Annotated in this window: 19 protein-coding genes and 2 pseudogenes; 3 read left to right on the top strand and 18 right to left on the bottom strand. The window is 34.0% G+C overall.

Annotated features, from left to right (window positions below; genetic code table 11):
• From cydD to CN946_RS06330, 14 genes are all read right to left on the bottom strand, one after another.
• Complete coding sequence (gene cydD / locus CN946_RS06265) at nucleotides 1-1,704, bottom strand: thiol reductant ABC exporter subunit CydD (RefSeq protein WP_098860358.1); 1,704 nt, start codon at nucleotides 1,702-1,704, stop codon at nucleotides 1-3.
• Nucleotides 1,704-2,717, bottom strand: a complete 1,014-nt coding sequence (gene cydB, locus CN946_RS06270; protein WP_098860359.1) for a cytochrome d ubiquinol oxidase subunit II — start codon at nucleotides 2,715-2,717, stop codon at nucleotides 1,704-1,706. Before cydB (CN946_RS06270) ends, cydD begins: the two co-directional genes overlap by 1 nt.
• Complete coding sequence (locus CN946_RS06275) at nucleotides 2,714-4,108, bottom strand: cytochrome ubiquinol oxidase subunit I (protein WP_098860360.1); 1,395 nt, start codon at nucleotides 4,106-4,108, stop codon at nucleotides 2,714-2,716. Before CN946_RS06275 ends, cydB (CN946_RS06270) begins: the two co-directional genes overlap by 4 nt.
• A 373-nt stretch (nucleotides 4,109-4,481) precedes the next feature.
• Nucleotides 4,482-5,012, bottom strand: a complete 531-nt coding sequence (locus CN946_RS06280) for a chromate transporter (protein ID WP_069034898.1) — start codon at nucleotides 5,010-5,012, stop codon at nucleotides 4,482-4,484.
• A complete protein-coding gene (locus CN946_RS06285) occupies nucleotides 5,009-5,572 on the bottom strand; it encodes a chromate transporter (RefSeq protein ID WP_098860376.1) in 564 nt (187 codons plus the stop codon). Before CN946_RS06285 ends, CN946_RS06280 begins: the two co-directional genes overlap by 4 nt.
• Nucleotides 5,573-5,587: 15 nt before the next feature.
• Nucleotides 5,588-7,198 carry a gamma-glutamyltransferase gene (ggt, locus tag CN946_RS06290; protein ID WP_098860361.1) on the bottom strand — a complete coding sequence of 537 codons (1,611 nt, stop codon included), beginning with the start codon at nucleotides 7,196-7,198 and terminating at the stop codon, nucleotides 5,588-5,590.
• A gap of 14 nt (nucleotides 7,199-7,212) precedes the next feature.
• Nucleotides 7,213-8,199, bottom strand: a complete 987-nt coding sequence (locus CN946_RS06295) for an ABC transporter ATP-binding protein (protein ID WP_098860362.1) — start codon at nucleotides 8,197-8,199, stop codon at nucleotides 7,213-7,215.
• Nucleotides 8,196-9,173 carry an ABC transporter ATP-binding protein gene (locus CN946_RS06300; protein ID WP_098860363.1) on the bottom strand — a complete coding sequence of 326 codons (978 nt, stop codon included), beginning with the start codon at nucleotides 9,171-9,173 and terminating at the stop codon, nucleotides 8,196-8,198. The genes CN946_RS06295 and CN946_RS06300 overlap by 4 nt, the downstream gene beginning before the upstream one ends.
• An 8-nt stretch (nucleotides 9,174-9,181) precedes the next feature.
• Nucleotides 9,182-10,702 carry a glutathione ABC transporter substrate-binding protein gene (locus CN946_RS06305; protein WP_098860364.1) on the bottom strand — a complete coding sequence of 507 codons (1,521 nt, stop codon included), beginning with the start codon at nucleotides 10,700-10,702 and terminating at the stop codon, nucleotides 9,182-9,184.
• A gap of 12 nt (nucleotides 10,703-10,714) precedes the next feature.
• A complete protein-coding gene (locus CN946_RS06310) occupies nucleotides 10,715-11,602 on the bottom strand; it encodes an ABC transporter permease (protein ID WP_098860377.1) in 888 nt (295 codons plus the stop codon).
• 41 nt (nucleotides 11,603-11,643) lie between these two features.
• Complete coding sequence (gene nikB / locus CN946_RS06315) at nucleotides 11,644-12,585, bottom strand: nickel ABC transporter permease (protein WP_098860365.1); 942 nt, start codon at nucleotides 12,583-12,585, stop codon at nucleotides 11,644-11,646.
• Between the two features lie 198 nt (nucleotides 12,586-12,783).
• The gene (locus CN946_RS06320; protein WP_056468974.1) at nucleotides 12,784-13,233 is read right to left on the bottom strand and encodes an Lrp/AsnC family transcriptional regulator; all 450 of its coding nucleotides are present in this window, start codon (nucleotides 13,231-13,233) and stop codon (nucleotides 12,784-12,786) included.
• Nucleotides 13,234-13,534: 301 nt separating this feature from the next.
• The gene (locus CN946_RS06325) at nucleotides 13,535-15,715 is read right to left on the bottom strand and encodes a YhgE/Pip domain-containing protein (protein WP_098860366.1); all 2,181 of its coding nucleotides are present in this window, start codon (nucleotides 15,713-15,715) and stop codon (nucleotides 13,535-13,537) included.
• A 138-nt stretch (nucleotides 15,716-15,853) separates the two neighbouring features.
• The gene (locus CN946_RS06330) at nucleotides 15,854-16,444 is read right to left on the bottom strand and encodes a TetR/AcrR family transcriptional regulator (RefSeq protein WP_098860367.1); all 591 of its coding nucleotides are present in this window, start codon (nucleotides 16,442-16,444) and stop codon (nucleotides 15,854-15,856) included.
• Between the two features lie 288 nt (nucleotides 16,445-16,732).
• Between CN946_RS06330 and CN946_RS06335 the strand changes: the two genes are divergently transcribed.
• Entirely contained in the window at nucleotides 16,733-18,163 is a 1,431-nt protein-coding gene (locus tag CN946_RS06335) for an alanine/glycine:cation symporter family protein (protein ID WP_098860368.1), read from the top strand.
• A gap of 133 nt (nucleotides 18,164-18,296) precedes the next feature.
• Here the strand turns inward: CN946_RS06335 and CN946_RS06340 are convergent, their stop codons facing one another.
• Together CN946_RS06340 and CN946_RS06345 are read right to left on the bottom strand one after the other, a co-directional pair.
• A complete protein-coding gene (locus tag CN946_RS06340; RefSeq protein ID WP_098860369.1) occupies nucleotides 18,297-18,938 on the bottom strand; it encodes a VanZ family protein in 642 nt (213 codons plus the stop codon).
• Between the two features lie 554 nt (nucleotides 18,939-19,492).
• A pseudogene (locus tag CN946_RS06345) lies at nucleotides 19,493-19,948 on the bottom strand (SDR family oxidoreductase); the annotation flags it as partial.
• 71 nt (nucleotides 19,949-20,019) lie between these two features.
• On the opposite strand from CN946_RS06345, the pseudogene CN946_RS06350 reads away from it, so the two are divergent.
• Together CN946_RS06350 and CN946_RS06355 are read left to right on the top strand one after the other, a co-directional pair.
• Nucleotides 20,020-20,169: pseudogene (locus tag CN946_RS06350) on the top strand (TetR-like C-terminal domain-containing protein); the annotation flags it as partial.
• Nucleotides 20,170-20,531: 362 nt separating this feature from the next.
• Nucleotides 20,532-21,752 (top strand): helix-turn-helix domain-containing protein, encoded by a 1,221-nt coding sequence (locus tag CN946_RS06355; protein ID WP_098860370.1) that lies wholly within the window; start codon nucleotides 20,532-20,534, stop codon nucleotides 21,750-21,752.
• A 1,185-nt stretch (nucleotides 21,753-22,937) separates the two neighbouring features.
• Here the strand turns inward: CN946_RS06355 and cydB (CN946_RS06360) are convergent.
• Nucleotides 22,938-23,948: a cytochrome d ubiquinol oxidase subunit II gene (gene cydB, locus CN946_RS06360; RefSeq protein WP_098860371.1), complete on the bottom strand. Its 1,011-nt coding sequence runs from the start codon at nucleotides 23,946-23,948 to the stop codon at nucleotides 22,938-22,940.
• A 33-nt stretch (nucleotides 23,949-23,981) separates the two neighbouring features.
• Nucleotides 23,982-25,358: a cytochrome ubiquinol oxidase subunit I gene (locus CN946_RS06365; RefSeq protein ID WP_098860372.1), complete on the bottom strand. Its 1,377-nt coding sequence runs from the start codon at nucleotides 25,356-25,358 to the stop codon at nucleotides 23,982-23,984.
• Nucleotides 25,359-25,827 lie beyond the last annotated feature (469 nt).

Raw genomic sequence — 25,827 nt, forward strand, 5'->3', positions numbered from 1 at the left:
CTAACTATGAATTAATCGATAATAATGACCTTTTTTCATTAATAGTTCTTCATGGGTACCAACTTCAATAATGCAACCTTCATTCATCACAATAATTTGATCCATTTCTTTCATCCAATGTAAGCGATGTGTAGCCAAAAATACTAATTTACCAGAAAATAATTGAAGCATTGTTTGTTTTAATTCAAACTCAGTTTCAATATCAAGATGACTAGTAGGTTCGTCTAACAAAAGAATCGGACGATTTTCTAGATATGCTCTAGCAAGCGCAACTCGTTGACTTTGCCCGCCACTTAAAGCTCTTCCACCTTCGCCAATTTTTTCTTCTAATCCTTTTGGTAATTCTTCTATTAAAGAAGTTAACCCAGCTTGAACAGCTGCATTTTCAATTTCTTCTGTAGTAGCATTAGGTTTATAGAAGCTTATATTATCGTTTAATGATTTTGAGAAAATATAAGGACTTTGTGGAATATAGATTAACTGTTTATGCCAATCTTGTATTTGCAGATGTGATACCTCTTCACCAGAAATTTGAATAGTACCATTTGCTGGCTCTAAAAATCCACCTATTAAATCAATAAGCGTTGACTTACCAGAACCACTTTCTCCAACAATCCCAATTTTTTGAAACCCTTTAATACTCATATTTATATTTGATAATATCGTTTGACCTTCTTTTTCGGGTCTTACTGATATATCTTTTAAATTAATTTCGCTAGCATGATTCCAGTCTGATAGAGGAGCAATTTCTTGAACCTTAAATTCTTGCTCATCTAAAATATCTTGCATTGCTTTCCCAGCTTCTTGACCATTTAAAGTTGCATGATAATCAGCTCCAACCTCACGAACTGGTAAAAAATATTCAGGAGCTAAAATTAAAATTGTTAGTGCAGGGCCTAATAAAATTACTCCGTCAATCAAACGAAGTCCTAAAAAGACAGCAACTGTAGCGATTGACAGCATTGTGAATAAATCTAGTGCAAATGATGATAAAAAAGCTACTTTTAACGTGCCCATCGTTGCTTCTCTGTATCTTTCACTTACACTTTCTATTTTTTTATTATGTTTTCTACTTAATCCGAGAAATTTTAGTGTTTCTAAACCACGTAATGAATCAGTAAAATGGTTCGATAATATACGATAAACCTTCCATTGATTATTTGATTTCTTTTTAGCAGCCAAACCGAGTAAAATCATAAAAATAATAATGATTGGAAATGTTACGATTAGTATAAGTGCAGAAACTTTATCAACAAAGAAAATATAGATCACGATTACTGGCGAGACAATTGCTAAGTTAATCATTTTCAACGGAACGATTTCTAGGTAATTTCTTAGTTGTGTAGTTCCTTCCATAATAAGCGTTACGATATTACCTGTTCCTGATTTTCTTGCAAATCTAGGTCCAAGTTTAAAAAGCTTTTCTAAAACTTTCATTTGCATTTCGGATGAAGCAATGTCTGCAAAATGCTCTGAACATTTCTGCTTAATAGTAGAAATAATATAACGACAGATAAATGCAAGGATGAAGAAAATAGTAGCGTATACTATATCGCTACTATTTTTTCCATTGAACAATTTGACAATAGCTTGTGAAAGCATATATGCCTGAATAATAATTGCCGTTACTTGTATAATTGTTAAAAAAGATAGGATTATTAATAAACGATTAATCCCTTTATATTTAATAAGATCTTTTCCCATTAATAAGTCAAATCCTTCTCATCCACTCTTTTTCTAAACACATAATAACTCCAAATTTGGTAACCTAGTACGAATGGTAATAATGTACATGCAACTATTGTCATTACTTTTAACGAATAAGGACCAGATGAAGCATTATAAACAGTTAAGTCATACGTACTTTTGATCGAACTAATCATGACTCTTGGGAACAGAGAAGTAAACATTGTCCCGACTGTTAATACAATTCCAAGGCCTGTCATAGTAAATGACCAGCCATCTCTTTTCTTAAAAATGAATATTGTAGCAAGAATATAACTTACTACGATTAATAAAATTAGTGGAACTGTTATTTGTGCTTTTACTTTAAACATATCCGTTTCAAAAAATGCCATGCCAGTAAATGCAACTAAGAAAAGAAATACTGGTATGATTACCATACGTGCTAGAGAACGTGCACGGTTTCTTAATTCTCCAACCGTTTTTAATGTTAAAAACATTAATCCGTGTAAGAGGCATAGTAATGTCACCGTTACTCCGCCAACTACTGTGAATAAATTTACGTAATCTGTAAAACCAGCAGAGATATTCATATTTTGATCGATTGGCATTCCTCTAAGGATACTTGAGAATAATACACCGAATAAAAATGGTGGTAATAAACTTCCCAAGAAAATGACCCAATCCCAAGCTTTTGACCATTTAGAACTTTCAACTTTGCCTCTAAATTCAAAAGCAACACCACGTCCGATTAATGCCATTAGTACAAATACAAACGGAATATAGTAACCACTAAACATCGTTGCATACCAATTTGGAAATGCTGCAAAAATTGCTCCACCTGCAGTTAATAACCACACTTCATTTGCATCCCAAAACGGTCCAATTGTGTTTATTAAAATTCTTCTTTCAGTATCATTTTTGGCTAGTAGCTTTGTAGATATACCTACACCAAAATCGAAGCCTTCTAAGAAGAAGAACCCTATAAATAAAACTGCTACGAGTAAAAACCATAATTCATTTAACTCAATCATACAATTGTCACTTCCCTTTCAAACGGATCGACCGTAGGAACCTTTTCAGTTTCAACATGATGTGTTCCTTTTTTAATTTCTTTCACAAACAAGTAAACTAAAACAACTGCTAAAATTGCATACATAGTTGTAAAAGTTGCGATTGAGAAAATGAGTGATCCTTTTGAAACATTTGGTGATACTGATGCAGCAGTAGTCATTAAACCGAATACAGTCCATGGTTGGCGGCCTATTTCCGTCATAACCCATCCAGCTGTATTTGCAATAAACGGTAAAGAAATTAGTAAAATTGATGCCTTTAAGAATAGATTTTTTGATTCTAATTTTTTACGATAGCTAAAATATAAACCTAGCATCGACATTAAAATCATAACCATTCCTGCTCCTGCCATAATTCTAAAGCTCCAGAAGGTTGTATTAACTGGTGGAATATAATTTCCAGGACCATATAATTTCTCGTACTGCTTTTGTAACGTATTCATACCAGGTACTTTACCCTCAAACTTCTCATAAGCTAGATAACTTAATAAATATGGTACGTCTACCTCGTATTTATTTTCTTTCTTTTTCGAATCAATCAGACCAAAGACCATCCAGCTTGCAGGGTCTCCACTATCATCCCATAGTCCTTCACTTGCAGCCATTTTCATCGGCTGAGTTTTCATTAAATGCTTCGCTTGAGAATGTCCGCTAAATGCAACACCAATTCCTGCAATTAGCGCGAACACCATTGCAAGATTAAACGCTTTTTTAAATAATTCTGTTTCCTGCTTTTTTAAGATTTTATATGCACTTACACCAGCAACAAATAACGCTCCAGTTGCTAATGCTCCAGCAATTGTGTGAGGAAACTCAACTTTAAGTTGTGGATTTGTTATGATTGCTAAGAAGTCGGTCATTTCTGCACGACCATTTTTAATCGCAAAGCCTACTGGCTCCTGCATGAAAGAATTGGCTGCTAAAATCCAAAACGCAGACATTAACGTTCCGAAAGCAACTAACCATATACACATTAAATGAATTTTTTTATTAAGTTTTTCCCAACCAAATATCCAAATTCCTAAAAATGTCGATTCCATAAAAAATGCTAAAAGTGCCTCAATTGCAAGTGGTGCTCCAAAAACATCCCCAACAAAACGGGAATATTCAGACCAGTTCATACCGAATTGAAACTCTTGAATAATACCTGTCACAACACCAACTGCGAAATTAATTAAAAATAAGTGCCCAAAGAATTTTGTTAACTTTTTATATTCTTCGTTATTACGAAAAACATACAATGTTTCCATGATTGCCACCATAAATACTAAACCTATTGAAAGTGGTACAAATAAAAAATGGAAAATTGTAGTGGAACCAAATTGTATTCTTGCAAGCTCTAATACACTCACAGTACATCCCCCTTAGGATAAAAATCATTTCAAAAAAATTCCCATTAAGCTCGAGCGAAACTTTGAACATTTTTTCACAAATAATTCATTAAGTAATTTTTAGAGAACCACTCAATGGTACTCTTGTTACTTATAGTTTACTTTTCTAAAGGGGTTTTGACTTAATCTTATTTGTCTAAATCGTGTCTATAAATTGTCTATTTTGTGACATAATTCACATTTACTGTTTAAGTTACTTTTTTATGATAAAATAGTCGCCACTTTTTTATTCCTTAGCTTTGAAGTGATTAATTGAAAAAACATTATTGAAAGCAACCCAAAATTGGCATTGCTTCAATAATGTTCCGATTAAACAAAAAAGCTGTTCATTAATTTAAGATAAAAATACTGCACCATAAACAAGAGCTCCACCAATTACATATGCAGGGTGAATTTTCCAACGTTCTAAAAATAATAAGGAAAGTACGCTAATAATAATTGTTTGCGTAACACCTACCCCATTGTATGAATCGTTAAAAAAGTCAAAGGCCATAATGCCAAGTAAAACGGCGATTAAAGGCCTAACTAATGAAGTCATCTTTTTGACTTTAGGTGAGTTTTTATGCTTCATTAATATGCTTAATAAAGCAATCATCAAGATTAGAGAGGGTGCGATTGATGCGAATAGTCCTACAAAGGAACCAAATACGCCTCCCTCAACATATCCGATATATCCAGCCATCTTTGTAGCAATCGGACCTGGGAGCGCATTACCTAGCGCAAGTACGTTACTAAATTCAACTGAAGTTAACCATCCGTACTTATCAACAACTTCATTCTCAATAAGAGGAATCGAAGCTGGCCCTCCTCCGTATCCGAAAATGCCTGGTAAGAAAAATGCTAAAAATATTTTCCAATAAATCATGATGCCTTCACCTTCTTCTTCTTTTCATTTTTACTTTTAGAGAAAAAGGCATATCCAACTAAACATCCAATTAAGATAGCCGGATGTACATTTAAAAAATATAAAAGGATAAAACTAGCTCCCACGATCAAACTAGTGATTTTCCACCCAAGAGATTCTTTCGATTTCTCGATAAATTCCCATGTTAAAGTAGCTAACATAACTCCCACAACTGGAACAACTGCATTCGACATGCCTTGTACCCAGGCAACACCTTTAAAGCGATTTAGTGTTGATAATAGTAACATAAGTAGGAAAACCGTCGGTAGTGTTGTTGCGATAATGGCATTTAACATACCTACTACGCCACCTGTTCTCCAACCTACATATCCTGCAAGCTTTGTTGCGATTGGTCCTGGAAGAGCATTTGCGATTGCTAGTACATCTGAAAAGTCATCCTTATTTAACCATTTATACTTGTCAACAACCTCAGTGTGGATTAGTGGTATTGAAGAAGGACCTCCTCCGTAACCTAGCATTCCTACTCTAAAAAAAGCTAAAAAAAGTTTCCATTGATTTATCATTGAATCATTCCTTTACCAAACTGCAATTGCGCCATCTGTTCTAGATTCAGTTCCTCCCATTAGCACCCCGGTCTTAGGATCGCGCCAAATAATTTGCCCCCTACCGAAACTACTACAATCAGTAGCCACTTGAATTTGATGGCCTTTTCTTGCTAGTGCTTGGGCAAGGTGGTTTGGAAAATGAGGTTCTACGACGACTTTTTTTCCTTCCATCCACTGCCATCTAGGTGCATCCAATGCACTTTGGGGATTTAGGTGGAAATCGACAGTATTCATGACAACTTGTGCATGACCTTGTGGCTGCATATATCCTCCCATTACGCCAAATGGTCCGACTGCTTCACCATCTTTTGTTAAAAATCCTGGAATTATTGTGTGATATGTTCTTTTACCGGGCTTAAGTGCATTAGAATGCTCCGGATTTAAAGTAAAATCATGTCCTCTATTTTGAAGAGCAATTCCGGTACCAGGAATTACGATCCCTGAACCAAATCCCATATAGTTACTTTGAATAAATGAAACCATATTTCCCTCACCATCGGCAGTCGCTAAATAAACTGTGCCACCTTTTGGCGGGGTATAGTTTTCTGGCTCTATCGCTTTTTCACAAATTAATTCTCGACGTGACCCGGCATATTCTTCTGATAGTAGCTCATCTACATTAATATCCATATGCTCAGAATCTGTAATAAACGCTTTTCCATCTGTAAAAGCTAGTTTCATAGCCTCTATTTGTTTGTGATATGTATCTACATCGTCTTTTGTAGAAAAATTAAAACCTTTAGCAATGTTTAGTGCCATTAACGCTACCAAACCTTGCCCATTCGGTGGAATTTCCCAAACATCGTATCCACGATAATTTGTCGAGATTGGGTTAACCCATTCTACTTTATATTCACTTAAGTCCTCTGAACTAAGGTATCCGTTATGTTCTTTCATAAAGGAAACGATTTTTTCTGCCAAGTTACCACGATAAAAACTCTCAGCATTCGTTGCACCAATTTCACGTAATGTTTCTGCTTGTGCTTTTGATGACCATAGTTCGCCAATCTCTGGTGCACGATCATTTGGAGCGAATGTTTTGAACCACTCTGCAAATTCTGGTGAAGAAAATTGTTTTTTAAACTTTTCGTATGCTATATTCCAAAATTTCCCTAAAATCGGCGAGAGTGGGTAGCCTTCTTCTGCAAGCGTAATAGCCGGTTCTAAAACCTCTTCTAATGGTAATTTACCAAAACGTTTTGATAATGCAGCCCATGCAGCAGGTACTCCGGGTACTGTAACTGGAATAACCCCATGGGTTGGCATCTTCTCAAGTCCTTGTTCTTTTAGCTTTTCAATCGAAATTGATTTTGGGGCAGGACCACTGCCGTTTAACCCATGTAGTTCCCCATTTACCCAAACTAGTGCAAAGGCGTCTCCACCAATTCCGTTTGAAGTTGGTTCAACTACCGTTAAAGCAGCAGCTGTGGCAATTGCAGCATCGATTGCATTACCACCTTTTTTTAATATATCTAACCCCGCTTGTGCTGCCAGAGGTTGTGAAGTAGCTACCATCCCATTTTTTCCAAATGTCGTATGGCGTTGTGCTGAATATGGATTATTTAAATGATCAAACTGCATTTGTATCTTCTCCTTTAAGCATCTACATGGTGACATGCAACAAAATGATTTTCTTCAATTTCCTTCCACTCTGGTTTTTCTTGCCCACAAAGATCTGTTGCTAGTGGACAACGAGTACGGAATGTACAACCTGAAGGTGGGTTAGCTGGATTTGGAATTTCACCTGTTAAACGAATTTTCTCAGGTCTTTTTCCTACCTTTGGACGAGGAATCGCAGATAGTAACGCCTTTGTATAAGGATGTAGTGGGTTATTATATAGTTTGTCAGCAGGAGCTAACTCAACTGTATTACCTAAATACATTACTAAAACTCGATCGCAGAAATATCGGACGACTCCTAAATCATGAGAGATAAATAAATAAGTTAAGTTATATTTTGCTTGTAATGATTTTAATAGTTTTAATACTTGTGCTTGTACAGACACATCAAGTGCTGACACTGCTTCGTCACAAATAATTAGCGATGGGTTAAGGGCAATCGCTCGAGCAATTCCAATCCGTTGACGTTGTCCACCACTAAATTCATGGGGATATCGATCATAATGATCTTCATTTAAGCCTACCTCACGAAGCAAACCGATTACTTTCTCTTTTCGCTCTTGTTTTGATAGATTCGTATGGATAACAAATACTTCTTCCAATGCATCTCCAATTCGTTGTCTTGGATTTAATGAAGCATATGGGTCTTGAAAAATCATTTGCATTTGTTTCTTAAAATCATTTCGACTCTTATTTGATAAATGTTGGATTTCCGTATTTTTAAAAAATACTTTTCCGTCAGTAATATCTTCAAGGCCTAAAATCGTTTTTCCCAATGTAGATTTACCACAACCTGATTCACCTACAACTCCTAAGCTTTCACCTTCTAATAATGTAAGACTCACTTCTTCAACTGCCTTGACATGACCTTGAACTTTTTTTAGTAAGCCTCCACGAATCGGATAATATTTTTTAACATTTCGCAGCTCTAATAATGTAGATTTACTTTTTGTTAGAGTCATATCGCATCCTCCTCACTCAGCCAACATTTAACTGTGTGTCCATCCTTTATTGTAAATTCCTTAGGGACTTCAACTTTGCAGCGTGCCAATGCATGTTCACAACGCGGATGAAAACGGCAGCCAGTTATTTGCTCGTTTAAGCTCGGTGTCGAGCCTGGGATTGCTTCTAATTCAAATTCAGGATCATCTACATTTGGTACAGAACTTAGTAACCCTCTAGTATATGGATGACTTGGATGATTAAAAATCTCTTCAACTGGGCCTTCTTCTATTTTTTCTCCTGCATACATAACCATCACTTTATCAGCAATTTCAGCTACGACTCCCATATCATGGGTAACCATGATGACACCCATTCCGAGTTGTTCTTGTAACTCATGGATTAAATCTAATATTTGAGATTGAATCGTAACATCAAGTGCAGTCGTTGGCTCATCTGCAATTAAGAGTCCAGGTGTACAGGCTAATGAAATAGCAATCATAACCCTTTGCCTCATTCCACCGCTTAACTCATGAGGATATTGATTCATTCTTTTTTCAGGATATGGTATTCCTACTTGCTTTAAGAGTTCAATTCCTTTTTGATTTGCTTCTTTTTTAGAAAGCTTTTGGTGGATCATAAGTGGCTCGCGTAGCTGGTAACCAATTGTGATTACAGGGTTTAACGCAGTCATCGGCTCTTGAAAAATCATCGATATTTTATTGCCTCTTATTTTTCTTAATTCATCAGTTGTTAATTTAGTTAAATCAGTTCCTTCTAATTGAATTGAACCGCTTTTTATTGATCCATTACTTGGCAATAATCCCATAATAGACAATGAAGTAATACTTTTTCCGCAACCTGATTCGCCAACTATACATAAAGTTTCACTTTTATTAACTGAAAAGGATACATTCCGAACAGCTGGGATTTCTCCATGAGCTGTTCGAAACGTTGTGACTAAATTATTTACAGATAAAAGCTCTGTTGACATACTATTACCTACTCTCTGTGTACGTTGTATAATGACCATTGGCCAGTAGGATCAATTTCAATGCCTTTAACCGATTGATCAACTGCAGATGTTACTACACCTTGATTCATAACGATTACAGGAGCATCTTTTACTAATAATTCATTTGCTTCTTTTAGTTTTTCTTTTCGAGTATTTTGGTCAATCGTTTGACGAGATTCATTTACTAACTGATCAAATTGCTTATTACTATATGAAATGCGGTTTGATGATCCAACGTTGTCAGAGTGGAAGTTTGGATACAATAATTCACTACCATCAGCTGTACTATTTGCCCATCCTAAGAACGTCACATCGTATTGACCTTTCGTTGCTGCATCTAAGAATGTTCCCCATTCCATCGTTTCAAGCTTAACCTTCAAGCCAATTTCCGTCATTTGAGATTGAGCAATTTCAGCCATTTTCATGTACATATCTCGATTTGGTACTAGCATCTTTACTTCTTTTCCTTCAAATCCATTATCTTTAATCAGTTTTTTAGCTTTTTCTAAATCATAAGAATAGCCAACTTTTTCTTCAGATGGATCATATCCGAAAACTTTTGGTCCAATTACACTATTACCTTCAATACCCAATCCGTTTAGCTGATTAATATATGCATTACGATCTAAACCATAAGCAACTGCTTGACGGAATGCTAAGTTATTCATTGGCGCTTTTTTCATGTTAAACCCTAAATAATAAACAGGTGTTCCTTCTGCTTTTGTCACTTTTACATTTTTGATTGATTCTAGACGCTTAATTTGTTCAGCTGGAAGAGCATCAATAAACTGTACTTTTCCTGTCTGTAACATTGAAATAGCTGTGGAAACTTCAGGTACTACTTTAAAAGTAACTTTTTTCAATTTGGGTGCACCATTCCAATAATCTTTGTTTGCCTCAAGTACAATTTGGTCACCAGGTGTCCAGCTAACAAATTTAAATGGCCCAGTTCCTACAGGTGTTTTCATTAAATCACTATTTTTATCTGCTTCAGGGCTTACGATTGAAGCAGCAGTATGAGCAAGTGCGGCTAAAAGTGGTCCATATGGATATTTCGTTTTGATTTCTACTTTGTAATCATCAATTACATTAACTGATTGAATTGGTTCTAATAATGAAGCACGCGGAGCAGCAGTTTTTGGATCACGGAATTTATCAAATGTGTATTTTACAGCTTCTGCGTTAAAATCTGTTCCGTCTTGAAATTTTATTCCTTTTTTCAATGTAATTTCCCAAGTTTTATCATCTGGATTAGTATAAGATTCTGCTAATAAAGGTTCGATTTCCATTGTTTTAGGATTTCTTTTAAATAAAGTTTCATAAACTTGCATGATGACATTAGCTGATACAGAATCATTTGTTAAAATTGGTGATAAACCTACTACATCCGAAGTTGAAGCATATGTAAGTTCTTGTGAAACATTAGTGCTATTTGATCCAGTTGTTTTACTAGAGCATCCAGCAAGAAGAAGAATTGCACTAATTACGATAACCATCCATTTTTTCATTTACCCATCTCCTCAATCTTTAATATTCATATTTGGATCTAAAGCATCTCTTAATCCATCACCTACGACATTAAAAGAGAAAACGATCAGCATTATTGCGATCCCTGGTACGATTGTCATATGTGGGGAAGAAAACATATAATCTTGCCCTTGGGAAATCATTGATCCCCATTCTGCTGTTGGAGGTTGTGCACCAAGTCCTAAATAACTTAGTGATGCCGTTGATAAAATAGCAGTAGCCATTCTCATTGTGGCAAAAACTATGATTGGTGCCATACAGTTTGGTAAAATGTGCTTCGCCATAATTCGTAAATTACTTGCACCTAAAGTCTTCATTGCTTGTATGTATTCTTGCTTCTTAATAGATAAAACAGAACCACGAACAATTCTTGCACATGATGGAATGGACCAAATACTAATCGCAACTGCTACATTCACTAAACTTGTTCCAAGAATTGCGATAATTAGCATGGCAAGTAGAATTCCAGGAAAAGCAAATAATAAATCTACTATTCTCATAAGCAAGCCATCTAGTTTTGAAAAATAGCCAGCAAGCATGCCTATTGTAATACCACCAATTAAGCCAAGAATCACTGCACTGAAACCAACAACGAGTGATACTCTAGATCCGAATACAATTCGGCTCCACATATCCCGACCATAATTATCTGTACCTAACCAATGTCCACTTGAGAATATTGGCAATTCTGTTGATGCTAAATTTTGTTTAATCGGATCATGAATCGTAATAAGTGGTGCAAATACTGCCATTAAAATTTGTAAAACTATAATGATTAATCCAAAAACAGCTAATCTATTTTTGATTAAACGTTTAAACGTTTGGACAATAAATTTTTCCTTATTTTTTGCACTAGCTTGCTTTGCACTTATGTTATTAATGACAACTTCTGTAGACAAATTTCTTCCTCCCTTCTAGTCAATTAATCGTAGCTAATTCTTGGATCGATAAAGACATATAAAATATCAACAAGTAAATTCACGATTACAAACATAGATGCTACAAGTAACACTGCCCCTTGAACCATCGGAAAATCTCTAGCTGCAATTGCATCGATCATTAATCTGCCGACACCGTTAATCGCAAATACTTGTTCTGTAATGATTGTGCCTCCAAGAAGAAATCCGAAGTTTAAACCAATAACAGTAATAACTGGAATCATCGAGTTTTTTAAAGCATGAATCCAAACAATCGATTTTTCTTTTACACCTTTCGCTCTTGCAGTTCGTATGTAATCAGCTCGAATTACCTCTAACATAGATGAACGACTCATTCTTGCAATCATTGCTGCTGAAGCTGTTCCCAATGCAACGGCCGGTAAAATGATTTGCTTAAATCCTTCTACTGTCCAAATTGGTGAATCAAGTCCCCCTACTGGTAGTATTTGTAGGTTAACTCCAAAAATAAGAATAAGGATGGCACCTAGCCAAAAATTAGGTACTGAAATACCTGCAAGGGCTATTATTGTACTTGATACATCCATCCACGAGTTTTGCTTTAGTGCAGAGACAATCCCTGTTATTACCCCGATTATTACTGCAATGATCATACTCGCGATTGCTAAACTTAAAGTATTAGGAAAACGGATTGAAATTGCCTCTGCAACCGACTGTTTCGTTTGAAAGGAATATCCTAAATCCCCATGTAATACGCCTGATAAATAATGCCAATATTGAACAAAAAACGAGTCGTTCAGTCCCAAACTTTCTCGAATGGCATTTAAATCAGCTTTTGTTGCTGTAGGTCCGCCTATGATTGCAGCTGGGTCACCAGGTGCTAAATGCATAGAAGCAAAGACTAAAAAGGAGATACCTAGCAATAATAAAAACAATTGAAACAACCTTCTTAATATGAGTGACGCCATCTTTCCACCTACTCCATTTGTAAGTATATTAACTAAAATCACATACATTTGTTAACCTTAATTACCGTATAACCTAACAATGTAAATTTTAATTATTTTCGATTATACTCCCTGTAGACAGAATATTCTATAATTTTATGAATTTTTACAAAAAATAGTAAAAAAAGACGAGGGATTACCAATCCCTCGCCATGACAACTATAATTTTAAGCCATTTCTACTCTTAAATCTTCGTAATAAAATATGACTTTCTACCCTTGTTATTCCTTCTAAAGCATATAATTCATTATTTATAAATTGTTCTAATCTGACAAAATCATCAACTAATACATGCATATGTAAAGTGCTTGGACCTGTCATTTGATAACAACTCGCTACAACAGGATTATCTGCAAGTGCTTCGGCTACGACTACTAAATAAGCTGGTTCACAATCTACTTCAAAGAATGCAGATACGCCTTTGCCTACTTTTTCTGAATTAATGACTACAGAGAACCTCTCAATAACCCCGTTTTTTATTAACTGATTCACACGTTCACGGATTGAAACCCTTGATAAATTAAGTTCTTTTCCAATATCGGCGTATGACATCCGTCCATTTTTAGTGAGCATCTCTAGAATTTTTTTATCGATGTCAGTTAGTTTCATTTATTCACCACTTTTCTATTAAATGAAAACGTTTCCTCATTTTTTTATATCTTATAGTACAATATCAAGTTTTAAGTGCTCGAGATGTACAAAGATCAGATTAACCACGTTAAAATTTTAACGATAAGTCCTTTACAATGTAAAGGGATTCTATACTAATTCCTTCATTATTCCCATATTTCATTACTAATTTTACAATAAAAGATTGACCTAAAGATACTGGATTTTTATTTCACTATTAGTAAAAAAGGATTGAAATCTTTTTTTATAAGACTCCAATCCTTTATATTAATTTATCGTTTTAAGCTTCAATTTCACTTAATTGTTCTTTCTTTGAAAATTTAACACGAACTGCAAAAGTTACATTTGTTAAGATAATGAATAACGCTGCAAATCCACATAAATAGTAGACTTGATCCCATACAAAACCTTTGCTAACAGAACTAGAGATTAATTCTCTGAATCCTTTTATTGCATACGTCATAGGTAAATATGGATGAATCATTTGGAAAAATGTTGGAGTTAATGAAATTGGGAAAGTACCTGAAGTTCCACCAATTTGTAATAACATAATAACAAACACTAAATATTGCCCTATATTTCCTAATGTAACAGTTAAGAATTGTATTAATGAATAAAAGGTCAAGCTAGTGATAATTGTAAACACTACGAACAACCACACGTTTTTCACATCAAGACCCATACCATAAATTAACACCATATCTGCTACGATCGATTGCATGATCCCCACGAAAATAAGAACACTATATTTACTAAAGAACCAAGCTAGACCAGTAGTCGGAGCAATAGAGTTCTTTCTCATTGGATAAACTGAAGTGAACATTAACCCACCTGCAAATAGTCCAATAGATAATATATAAGGTGTTAATCCTACACCATATTCTTTTACATTATTTAATTTATGAGAAACTAGCTCCGTTGGTTCTGCAAAGAATTTATCAGTTTCATCACTTGTTTTAACTTTATTTACTTCATCTCCACCATCTTTCAGGGATTTATGAAGCTCAGTTGTTCCTTTTGTTAAATCTGTTGCTCCTTTTAATAAGTCTCCAGACCCACTATATAACTTATTCGTTCCATCAGATAGTTGTTTAGAACCATCATTTAATTGATTGATCCCTTGGACTAATTGGTCCCCACCTGTATTTAATTTACCTAGGCCAAATGAAAGTAACGAACTTCCTTCACTTAATTCCTTTGTACCATTGTATAAATCATTACTTCCATGTGCTAATTGATTTGCTCCATTAGATGCTTCTTGCAATTTACTATTAAATAAACTTAAATTTGTATTTAATTCTTTTTGTCCAGCAACTAGATTATTTGAACCTTCATATAATTGACCTTGTGCTGCAGCAATTTGATCAACACCAGTTTTAATTTGATTACTTCCTTTTGAAAGCTGATCTAAGCTATTTGAGATTGCTTGTAATTTCTGTAAATCTTCTTTACTTAATGAGCCATCCTGCAATCCATTAACAATTGATTTAAGAGCGTCATTAGTAGCACCAAGATTCTCATTAAATCCTGCTTCATTTTTTTGCAATTGGGTTGCGCCAGCATAAGATTGTTTTAGTCCAGCATTTAATTGGGAACTTCCAGCTTCTAGCTTAGAAGAACCAGTTTCGATTTTATTACCGCCTTCAGCTAGTTGCGATAGTCCATTATTTAAATCACTAGAACCAGCTTTTAATGTACCAGTTCCTTCTAGAAGAGCGTTTAAACCAGTATTTAATTTATTAGCACCATCTTTTGATTGTTTAATACCATCTGATAATTGTGTCGCACCACTTTTCAGTTTTGTACTTCCATTTTCAAATGTGATCATGCTGTCATTTAATTTTTTTAAATTTTTATTTAAAACATCTGTTCCATCTGTTATTTTTGATGCACCATCATTGATTTTACCTGCACCATCAGATGCTTTTGTCATGCCATCTCCAATATCCTTGAAATTATCAAAAACTGTTTTAGCATATTGTTCTGTAATTTCTTTTGAAATATTAGCATTTACTTCTTTGATCGCATTTGAACCAATTTGTGCGCCTACATAGTTTTTACCCGCATTCGTGTAATAATTTAATTTCATTTTCTTCGGTTTTTCGTCTAATAACGTAGCTGCATTTTTAGAGAAATTAGAAGGTAATTCGATGACTAAATAATATTTTTCATCATTTAAGCCTTCCATTGCTTGTTTTTTACTTGTAACTTTCCATTTGAATGACTTATTATCTTTCAATCCTTCTACAAAATCTTTCCCAACATTAAGCTTTTTATCATTAAACTCAGTACCCTTGTCATTGTTAACAATTGCGACAGATAGTTTTTCTGTTTTATTATAAGGATTCCAATAAGCTGATAAGAAAATTAATGAGTAAAGCATTGGTACAAGACCAATCGCAATGATTGTTGCAATTGTCATTGGTTTCTTTAAAATATTCTTCCATTCTTGTTTAAACATATTCTCACTCCCCTTTTAGACCAACTGACCAAATTTGTATTTCGGTCATTTCACTGCATTTAAATAGTTTAATACTCCCTTTTATAAAAAAATAAAAGGTAATACTAAACCATTCTCCCGTTAAACTCATTTTCATGTTTATTCAGGACTTTTATTTCCTATTAATCCAAATAAAATTAACTGCACCATTTTATTAATAGCGTCATCTGTAATATGCATTGGATCTTTATCCAGAACACTCTTTTGTAGATTAAGAATCGATATAATCGTCGTAATCATACTTAAACTTAGTATAGGAATTTCTAAATGGAAATTTGTTTCTTTTGCAAGCATTCTCGATTCTATTTCTTCTTCAATTGGTGTTTTACGATAGATCTGTTGGAAGAAAATTTCTGATAACTCAGGGTGTCGTAAAGTTTCACTGATCAAGATCTCAATTTGATTTCGATTCTTTTCCACCCATTTAATCCTTTTCTCAACATATAAACTAAGCAATTCTTCAATTGAAAGTTTACTAAAATCCTCTTCCACCCAAACGTCTTGAATATCTGGTTTCACACAAGTAATCAATACATCCAGTTTACTTTTAAAATACTTATAAATCGTCGCTTCGGAAATTTTACTTTCCTTTGCAATTTGATTAATCGTCGTACCATCATAACCATTTTTCGCAAAAAGTTGGATAGACTTCTCCAAGATGTGATGTTTTGTTCTTTCTCCCTTATTCACTTTTTACCTCCTTAAAAAACGTTGTTAAAAAGGCATTAAATCTTAGTATTTAGCGCGCTACAAAAAAAGTAAGTATTTATTCACTTTTCTAGTATATTAACCGAAACGGATTTCGTCAACAAAAAGTAAGTGAACACTTACTTTTTTAATCTTTTTTTAATGTTACCTTTTTTTAATCGACAATAACTAAAAAAGTGTTGCCTTTGTTAGCAGAATAATTTATTATTACACTTTGTAGTCAAAATTATCGGATAATTTTGCGAATATTCTTACAAAGGAGAGGTATTCATGACAGAATTGGTTACAGTACTCAACGACTATCTATGGGCTAAATTACTTGTTATTTTATTAGTAGCAATCGGCCTATTTTTAACGGTTTATTTAGGATTTATTCAGTTTAAATTCTTCCCTGAAATGATTCGATTATTATTACGTGATGGTCGAAACAGAGACAAAAGCAAAAAGACTGTTTCATCATTACAAGCATTTATGATCGGAATGGCTGCTCGTATAGGTACGGGGAATATTGCCGGTGTTGCAACAGCAGTGGCATTAGGAGGACCTGGTGCAGTTTTTTGGATGTGGTTAATGGCTTTAATTGGTTCAGCTTCAGCATTTGTAGAAAGTACATTAGCTCAGCTTTATAAAGTTAGAGATGGTTCTTCATGGCGTGGCGGACCTGCTTATTATATGGAAAAAGCTTTAGGTAATCGAAAGCTTGGAGTTATTTTTAGTATTTTAATTACTTTATCTTTTGGTCTTATTTTTAACGCAGTACAAGCAAACACGATTGCTGCTTCTATCAATAATGAATTTGGTGTAAATACAAAAACAACTGCGATTGTACTTGCTATTATTACAGCACTAATTATTTTTGGTGGCGTACATCGAGTTGCAAAGTTCTCAACTATTTTAGTACCGATTAAAGCTGGGGTTTATATTATTTTAGCTTTATGGGTTATGATTTCAAATTTCGATATCTTACCAAATGTATTTGGTGCAATTTTCTCTGAAGGTATTTTTACGTTTAAACAAATGTTTGGCGGTGTAATGGGTGCTGCAGTACTTCACGGTATTCGTCGTGGATTATTCTCTAACGAAGCTGGTATGGGTTCTGCTCCAAATGCAGCTGCAACAGCTGACGTAACTCACCCAGTAAAACAAGGTTTTATTCAAGCATTAGGTGTAATTGTTGATACATTTATCATCTGTTCGTCTACAGCAATGATCGTATTAGTTTCAGGCGTTTATAAAACATCTGAGCTATCTGGTATTCCTTTAACACAGGAATCTTTACGTGTAAGTGTTGGAGACTTCGCTGCAACATTCGTTGCAATTTCAGTATTCTTATTTGCATTAAGTACAATTATGGGTAACTATTACTACGGTGAATCAAATATTAGCTTCATGAAGCATTCGAAAAAATCAATTTATGTATACCGTTTTTCTGTAATTGGAATGGTGTTATTCGGAGCATTATATAGCGCTGAATTAATTTGGTCTTTAGCAGATATCTTTATGGGACTAATGGTATTAGTTAATCTTTACGCAATTACGCGCTTAGTTAAAGTTGTAAAAGCTTTATTAAAAGATTATGTTTCTCAAAAGAAACAAGGTTTGGATCCAGTTTTCTCTGCTGATAAAATCGATAACTTACCTGGTCGTGATCAGTTAGAGGCTTGGGTTGATGAGAAGGACGTTAAGAAAAACGTTGGATAATGATTTCTGAGTAACCACCCTTCATCTTTTAAGATGAGGGGGTATTTTTTTATAACTCTTCCAAAAAAAGAAAAAAGCCACCAACTAATTATTGGTGGAGTTAGTTCATCTACACTTAATTTTATATATTGTCCTAATCTGATTTTTCAAGAAGGTTTTTAGATATTTTGTTACCTTCTCCTACTAATATTTTTATACCTAAATAAATCCCAAGTGAATTTAATAGCATAACATCAATATCGAAACTTCCTACAACATACTTTTTTTGTAAAAATTCTATAAATATTACTAATAAGATTGAAACAAAAATACAAATAGAAACTTTCATCTTTCTATAAAAGTAATAATAAACTATACATCCTAGGGGAATAAAAATTATAATATTCCCAACTATATTCGATATGATATAAATTAAATCAGCTTTACTGCCTATATACCCTAATATAGTTTTAAAAGGTATATAATTGTCTCTATAATGATTTCCCAGTGAGTTTCTTGAAAAAAGAACAGAAACCAAAAATACTTTATAAGTAAGTGTAAATGCTCCGAAACCAAATTTACTAATATAGAATTCCCTATTTTTTGTATAGTACAAAATCATATTTATGATCGTATTAACAATTAATACTAAACATAAAAATAGACTATATCCAAAAAAGGCATTTACATAGGGAATAAGCCTTGAAAGAAATTCTCCAAGAAATGCTCTCATTACAAAAAATACAAATAATGTAGATAGTAGTAATGTAAATAGATTATTTAGTTTTATTTTCATAATAGCTAATTTCCCTTACCAAAATTGGCCTTTAACACCTACATACGATTTAGCCTCGCCTTTAATAACTTCAAATGAAAGTTTATACTGACCATTGCCTACCCCTTCTTGATATGTTACTGAAGTATTTCCACGAAATGTTTGTGAAGCACTATATACGGGGATGTATAACCCTACTATACTTTTCTTTAATGGTGTTATTTTAATTGATTTTCCCCCTGCACTATATTGTTCGTGTTTTAAATGTAACCACCCTTTAGAAATATTAAATGCATTTTTGGATTCTAAATATCCAGTTAGTTTCCCATCATACTTCTGAGTCGCTGAAGCTGATTAATATATTAATGTATCATTTCATACTTGACCATTACCCGAAATAATCCGAAAACTTTATGTACTTTCCATATTTTTCATTATTATGTCACAATGAAGGAGTATGCCCTGCACTTCTAACTCTCTCCCTGATCAAATTCTAAAAAGTATTTCAAAAAAATAAAAAAACCGTCTGAAAAATATCAGACGGTCTTACATTTTTTAATATAAAATTCCCTATCCTAATAAGCAGTCCAACCTGCATCACCAGTAATTACAGTACCATTAACAAAACTTGATTCATCTGAAGCAAGGAATAAAGCTATTTCTGCAATTTCTTCTGGTTTACCTACTCGTGGATTAACTCCTAATCCTGCTTGTATACGTCCCATTCCAAAATGATTGATATTTGTCATTGAAGAACCAATATTTGTTTCAACTCCACCTGGGGCAATTGCGTTACAACGGATGCCATTCGTTGCGTACATGAACCCAGTATTCTTAGTGAATCCAACAACTGCATGCTTAGACGCTGTATAAGCCGCTCCTGCTCTAGCCCCTTGAAGTCCACCTGCCGAAGCTACATTAATAATAACTCCTTGCTCTTTTTCTAAAAAGATTGGTAAGACTTTTCTTGTTGAACGCATTACGCTCGTAGTGTTTACCTCAAAAACTCTTTCCCATTTTTCATCTTCAATAATGGGCTTCCTTATGCCGGTTACAGGTAGGTTATTCGATCGCGTTGGTGCAAAATGGCTAGCTATTTTCAGATATTCAAAAGGATATTATTATTTGGTACGGGTCATCAGCACTGATTGGTACAATTGTATCGTGGTTAAGAAATGACATGCCCTATACTCCCCAATATTTAGCTAAGCAATTATCTTTGCTTTTTAGAATTGGTAATAAGGTCGAATAAAAAACTGTAAGCCAATTTGCTTACAGTTTTTTTGTATGGACCATCCTTCTCCTACCTTTAACTCGAAAATCGACAAATTTCTTACTATTATAGAAATCTTTTGAAAAAAATACATTTTTTCACATATAACCTTCCTAATTAATGTAATTAATTGAAGAATATGTAAATTATTGATTAATCAGCTCTATTTCACTCTTCATTTTCTCTTAAATTTAACGTAATTTTATTTTTCCTTAACATATCTTTAAGTATTACTTCACATACTACACGGCTTTTCTAAATATACTATTTTTGTTGTTAAATGTAGAATTTTAGTATAAGGCGCTATTTTTAACATCCTGGAATGGGAGGAGGACTTAGTTATGTATGAAGGAAAAATCATTAAATTTTATCGAGAAAAGTACAAACTAACACAAGAACAATTAGGAAAAAACATTTGCTCCGTTACCCATATTAGTAAAATAGAATGTGCACAGACAAAGTACGCCCCTGAAATTATAAATTTATTATCCAAAAGACTTGGAATTGACATGGAATTAGAAGTAGCTAATTTTATGAATATTAAACAACGATTACTTCACTGGCATGATGTAATTATTATGCAATTATTTGAAGAGATGGATCAAATTTACTATGAATTTGAAATGGAAGAATTAATTCAAATCTCTGAGTATAATGATATGTATCAGTTACTAAGAGCAAAATATTTTCTTGCACATGCTAAATGCAATGAAGCATTTAAAATCATAAAAAAGTTACAAAAAAAAGAAGACAAATTAGCTTCATATGAGAGAAATTTATTAAAGCATATTTTAGGAATCTATAATTTGGCAAAGCAAGAATATGGTAAAGTAATCCAAATTTTAAAGTCAATCGATAATTCAGTATATAAAAACCCTGAATTTTATTACCATTTAGCATCCGCTTACCATACATTAAACGCTCCTGTGTTAGCCTATTATTATGCTGAAAAATCTCATCATTTTTTTAAACAAATCAATAACTATCTTAGAGTTATTGATGCTGAAATGTTAATGATTATTCAGGTCCAAGGTGACACTTTAGATGAAGAAATTATTAATCGTATCAAAAATTTGATTAGAAGCTGCGAACTATGTAATGCACCTGATCGAAAAGCAAAAGCTTTGCATAATTTAGCTTATGAATTTTACAGAGGTAAAAATTATAAGGAAGCAAGAAAGTATTATAAAGACTCTATGTTACTAAAAGATTCAGAATCTTTATCCTATTTATTATCATTAGAGGGCTATGTCCGAAGCTCTTTTGAAGACGGTTATTCGAACCTAGAAGAATTAATACATGATGCTGAAACTGGATTGTTTACTGCGAAAAAGAATAATTATATTTTATATATCCATTTATTTAAACTTTTACTTTATTTATTAAAATCCAAAGAAAAAGAGTACTATAATTATTTAAATAATAAAGCGTTACCAATGTTTATTAAAAATGGTTTTACTTTTTTAGTGGAGCGTTCTAAGAAGGAATTATTTAATTATTATAAAAAAATGAATTTAAATGAACAAGCAATGGAGATTGCGCAGTTAATTGTGAATGCATAAGAACTTATATATAATTTAATAGTGCTACTATTTACTGATAAATGCTGGACCCTCACCTTGAGAGCCAGCTTTTTATTTTTTCAAGAGTTTTGAGAGATTGAACTTTAAAGAAAAAGAAGACAAGAATACGAAGTCAGTGTTCCTGTCTTTTATTATGTTTAAGGAAAAGTTTAATTTGAAAAAACTGATCTAATCGTTTTACTTTTCCAAAAAGGGTGTTAATCGATGTTCTCAATTTCATAAGCACCCTTTTTGACTTTTTTTGCTTGGGAGTAATTTGTACTACTTGCTATTTCACTTTTTTATAGTTTGATAGACATTACGCTTGTCCAGTCACTATAGATTTTTTTCGATCCAATCAATTTGTAAGAACGGATTTTGTAATAGTATGTTTTGCCTTTACTTAATCCTTTATTTGTATAATATGTTGTTGTCACGTTACTTAAGTGTGAAAATGATCCTGTTTTTGAAGATGATTTAACAATTTCATATCTTGTTGCAACTGATACTTTTTATATGGATTCAACTTTTTTCTATCATTAAAAAATACTAATGGGAATAAAATTTCCTTTCAAATATAATATACGGCTTGTACAACAACCCATATATCATTAAATGAAATATCAATTAATTTGTATCAATAAATAGCCCATTAATAAAGATATAAGTTATATACATCTTTTATCTGAGATAGAAAAGATTTTTCTTACAAAGTAAAATCAAATTAGGTTGATTGTTCTTGTTCTACTAACGCGCTCGTTAGTTCAATAAAAAATTTGCTATTAAAACAACTAATGTTGATATAAAAGCAAATTTAATGAAAAAATATCCAATAAATCTAATACCTTTTGGAAGGTATCTAAATCTAAACTAGTTCGTTTTAAAGGACTAACGCCTTCTAATTTTTGCAAATCCTCTATAGGTGAATAAATGTTTCCATCCACATTTTTACTATTTGTTTACTGAGACTCATGTGTTATCCTCATCTTATTTCACTACTTTTTTTCAATTAAATAAATTAACTACTCATGTTTTTAACTATTATATTCCAAATTAATAATTGAAACCTTTTTCATTGTTCAACACAATAAAAGGCCTACGGAAGTAGACCTTTAGTGTTCAATTATTGCAATTGTTAGTTACTTAAGTTAAAAACTTTATGATATTTCTCTAATATCTAAAACTTCAGTATTCCAAGTGATCATCAGGGCCAATCCGTTTGCGGAAGACCCAATATGTCCATATTTGATAAGTCAGCACGAAGGGTATTGTAGTCAACGCGATGATTGTCATGATTTTCAGCGTGTACGGGCTCGATGCTGTATTGTAAATCGTTAAGTCATAAGCTGTATCAATTGAACTGATCATAACGCGTGGGAACAATGACATAAAAACTGTAATGGTAGACAACACGATCGTTAAACCTGTCATCGCAAAAGCCCATCCGTCATGCTTGCTTCTAATAAAATACCAGACTGAAAATAGTGATAATCCAGCTAATACCGGCACCGTTCCTGGTACAACACCATGTCTTGTAAACATATCAGTTTCAAAATAACTAAGTACAATAAATAGCATCATAACAGCCGTTGTCCAAGCTCCTAATCTTAAAGCAATCTTGCGGGAATTCTCTCTTAATTGACCGGTCGTTTTCAGTGATAAGTATAATGATCCGTGCAATAGAAATAGGAGTACCATACTTGCCCCTGCTGATATAGAATATAAATTGATTAGATCCCAGAAGCTGCCTACATAGTTCATGTTTCCATCAATTGGTACACCTCTCATGAGATTTGCGAGCGCCACGCCCCATAGTAATGGTGGAAGAAGGCTCCCAAAGAAAATGACCCAATCCCAAGTTGAACGCCATGTTTTACTTGGAAGCTTACTCCGAAACTCGAAGGCAACACCTCTTCCAATTAAAGAGATTAGTAGCAAAAAGAGCGCCATATAGAATCCACTAAACAAAGTGGCATACCAATTTGGAAAAGCTGCGAACATCGCGCCACCAGCCGTAATGAACCAGACTTCATTGCCGTCCCAAACCGGCCCAATCGTATTAATAATCACCCGCCGATTGATATCACTTTTGCCCAAAAACGGCAGTAACATCCCAACTCCGAAATCGAAACCTTCTAAAAAAAAGAATCCTATAAACAATACTGTAATCAGAACAAACCAAATCGTTTCTAACATAGCTGCACACGCCTTCTTTTTTATGATTTTCTATTAAATTTGCTCAAAGGGATCTTCCTGAACATGTTGCTTTTCTTCTTCCGGCCCTTTCTTTACATAACGTACGAACAAAAATACTAATACTGCGGCCAAAATAGCGTAAACAATCGTAAACCCAATAAACGAAGTCCATACCATTCCGGCTGACACAGTCGGAGAGACTCCATATTCCGTCTTGTGCAAACCAAAGACAGTCCAAGGCTGACGCCCTACCTCTGTCATAATCCATCCCGATGAGTGACCTATATATGGTAAAGCGAGAGCCGGTATCATCAGTTTGAAGTATAATCGTTGTTTATCCAGTTTCTTCCGCATGACCGCAACAACACCATATAAACTAAGCAGAATCATAAGGGTCCCTGCTAAAACCATAATTCGAAAGCTCCAGAAAGTTGTTTTGACCGGTGGGATATAATTGCCTTCCCCGTATTTTGCAGTGTATTCTTCTTGGAGTTGATGTATCCCCTTTACACTGCCCTCAAATTTATTATAAGCTAACAAACTAAGTAATCCGGGAACCGAAACTTCAAATGTATTTCTGTGATGTTCCGTGTCAATCCCTGAAATAATTGCCCAAGGTGCACTGTCACCGCTTGTCTCCCAGAGCGCCTCTGATGCTGCCATCTTCATCGGCTGACTCTCCATTAAATGTTGAGCTTGTTCATGACCGGTTATAGATACTGCTAAATTGGCTGCTAATGAAACAATGATTGCAATGATAAAGGACGGCTTGAACACACTTATTTGCTGCTTACGCAAGAGCTTGTAAGCACTTATACCTGCTACAAACATCGCACCAGTGGACAACGCGCCAAACACAACGTGAGGAAATTCAACCCATAATTGTGGATTAGTCATTAATGCAAAGAAACTTGTCATCTCAGCTCGCCCGTTTCGAACGGCAACACCTAAAGGCTCTTGCATGAACGAGTTTGCTAGCAGAATCCAGAATGCTGAAATTGTCGTTCCCACAGCAACCAACCAAATACAGGCCAAATGGATTTTTTTCGGTAAACGTTCCCAACCGAAAATCCATAAACCTAAGAATGTCGACTCTAGAAAGAATGCGATCAAAGCTTCCACGGCAAGCGGTCCTCCGAATACATCTCCTACAAAACGGGAATAGTCTGACCAGTTCATGCCAAACTGAAACTCCTGCATAATACCGGTTACAACGCCTACAGCGAAATTCAACAAGAATAGCTTGCCCCAAAAAATAGCCATCTTCTTGTAAAATTCGTCATTCTTCGCCACATAGACAGTTTGCATAAAGGCGATTAAATATGACAATCCAATCGTCAGTGGGACAAATAAGAAATGATAAATTGTCGTTACCGCAAACTGCCATCTAGCCAAATCTAAATTATTCATTTTCAGTAACCCCTTTCAAATTCTTCCTTATTAGGTAGATTTTGCTTTTCGAGGCATTATATACTATAAAATTCCTCATTATTAAAATTCCATTTCACATGCTTTTCTAAAGTAAATATAAGGAATTCCATTATGATATATTGTTATCACACTGATTCGCCTTAGCTGCACATAAAAGAAAAGCCAATCACTGTTTTAGCAGGATTGGCTTTTGCATAAATTAAGTCACTCTAAATAAAGAAAGAAAAACTACTTTAAATACAATGTTACTTATAATTTAATTCTTCATTATAATTCCATTCCCTTGTTCAACTAAACTGCCATTTAGTCACTCATGCAGCGCGAGCGCTGCACCACAGCGAATGAAAATTGATTGGAATTGTCTATACTAATACTGACTTTATCCAGTCAACTGTAATCACTAGACTTTTTAGTTAAGCTCTCCTCTTTTTTTTAACGATTGAGCAGG

It is taken from the genome of Bacillus sp. AFS053548, from assembly GCF_002575105.1.
In the GTDB taxonomy this organism is placed as follows: domain Bacteria; phylum Bacillota; class Bacilli; order Bacillales; family Bacillaceae_G; genus Gottfriedia.

Bases quoted from the DNA above. Each gene is read 5' to 3' on its own strand.
- cydD (WP_098860358.1), bottom strand. From the start codon at position 1,704: ATGGGAAAAGATCTTATTAAATATAAAGGGATTAATCGTTTATTAATA.
- CN946_RS06280 (WP_069034898.1), bottom strand. From the start codon at position 5,012: ATGATTTATTGGAAAATATTTTTAGCATTTTTCTTACCAGGCATTTTC.
- CN946_RS06295 (WP_098860362.1), bottom strand. From the start codon at position 8,199: ATGACTCTAACAAAAAGTAAATCTACATTATTAGAGCTGCGAAATGTT.
- CN946_RS06335 (WP_098860368.1), top strand. From the start codon at position 16,733: ATGACAGAATTGGTTACAGTACTCAACGACTATCTATGGGCTAAATTA.
- cydB (WP_098860371.1), bottom strand. From the start codon at position 23,948: ATGTTAGAAACGATTTGGTTTGTTCTGATTACAGTATTGTTTATAGGA.
- cydB (WP_098860359.1), bottom strand. From the start codon at position 2,717: ATGATTGAGTTAAATGAATTATGGTTTTTACTCGTAGCAGTTTTATTT.
- CN946_RS06365 (WP_098860372.1), bottom strand. From the start codon at position 25,358: ATGAATAATTTAGATTTGGCTAGATGGCAGTTTGCGGTAACGACAATT.
- CN946_RS06355 (WP_098860370.1), top strand. From the start codon at position 20,532: ATGTATGAAGGAAAAATCATTAAATTTTATCGAGAAAAGTACAAACTA.
- CN946_RS06305 (WP_098860364.1), bottom strand. From the start codon at position 10,702: ATGAAAAAATGGATGGTTATCGTAATTAGTGCAATTCTTCTTCTTGCT.
- CN946_RS06325 (WP_098860366.1), bottom strand. From the start codon at position 15,715: ATGTTTAAACAAGAATGGAAGAATATTTTAAAGAAACCAATGACAATT.
- ggt (WP_098860361.1), bottom strand. From the start codon at position 7,198: ATGCAGTTTGATCATTTAAATAATCCATATTCAGCACAACGCCATACG.
- CN946_RS06320 (WP_056468974.1), bottom strand. From the start codon at position 13,233: ATGAAACTAACTGACATCGATAAAAAAATTCTAGAGATGCTCACTAAA.
- CN946_RS06300 (WP_098860363.1), bottom strand. From the start codon at position 9,173: ATGTCAACAGAGCTTTTATCTGTAAATAATTTAGTCACAACGTTTCGA.
- nikB (WP_098860365.1), bottom strand. From the start codon at position 12,585: ATGGCGTCACTCATATTAAGAAGGTTGTTTCAATTGTTTTTATTATTG.
- CN946_RS06340 (WP_098860369.1), bottom strand. From the start codon at position 18,938: ATGAAAATAAAACTAAATAATCTATTTACATTACTACTATCTACATTA.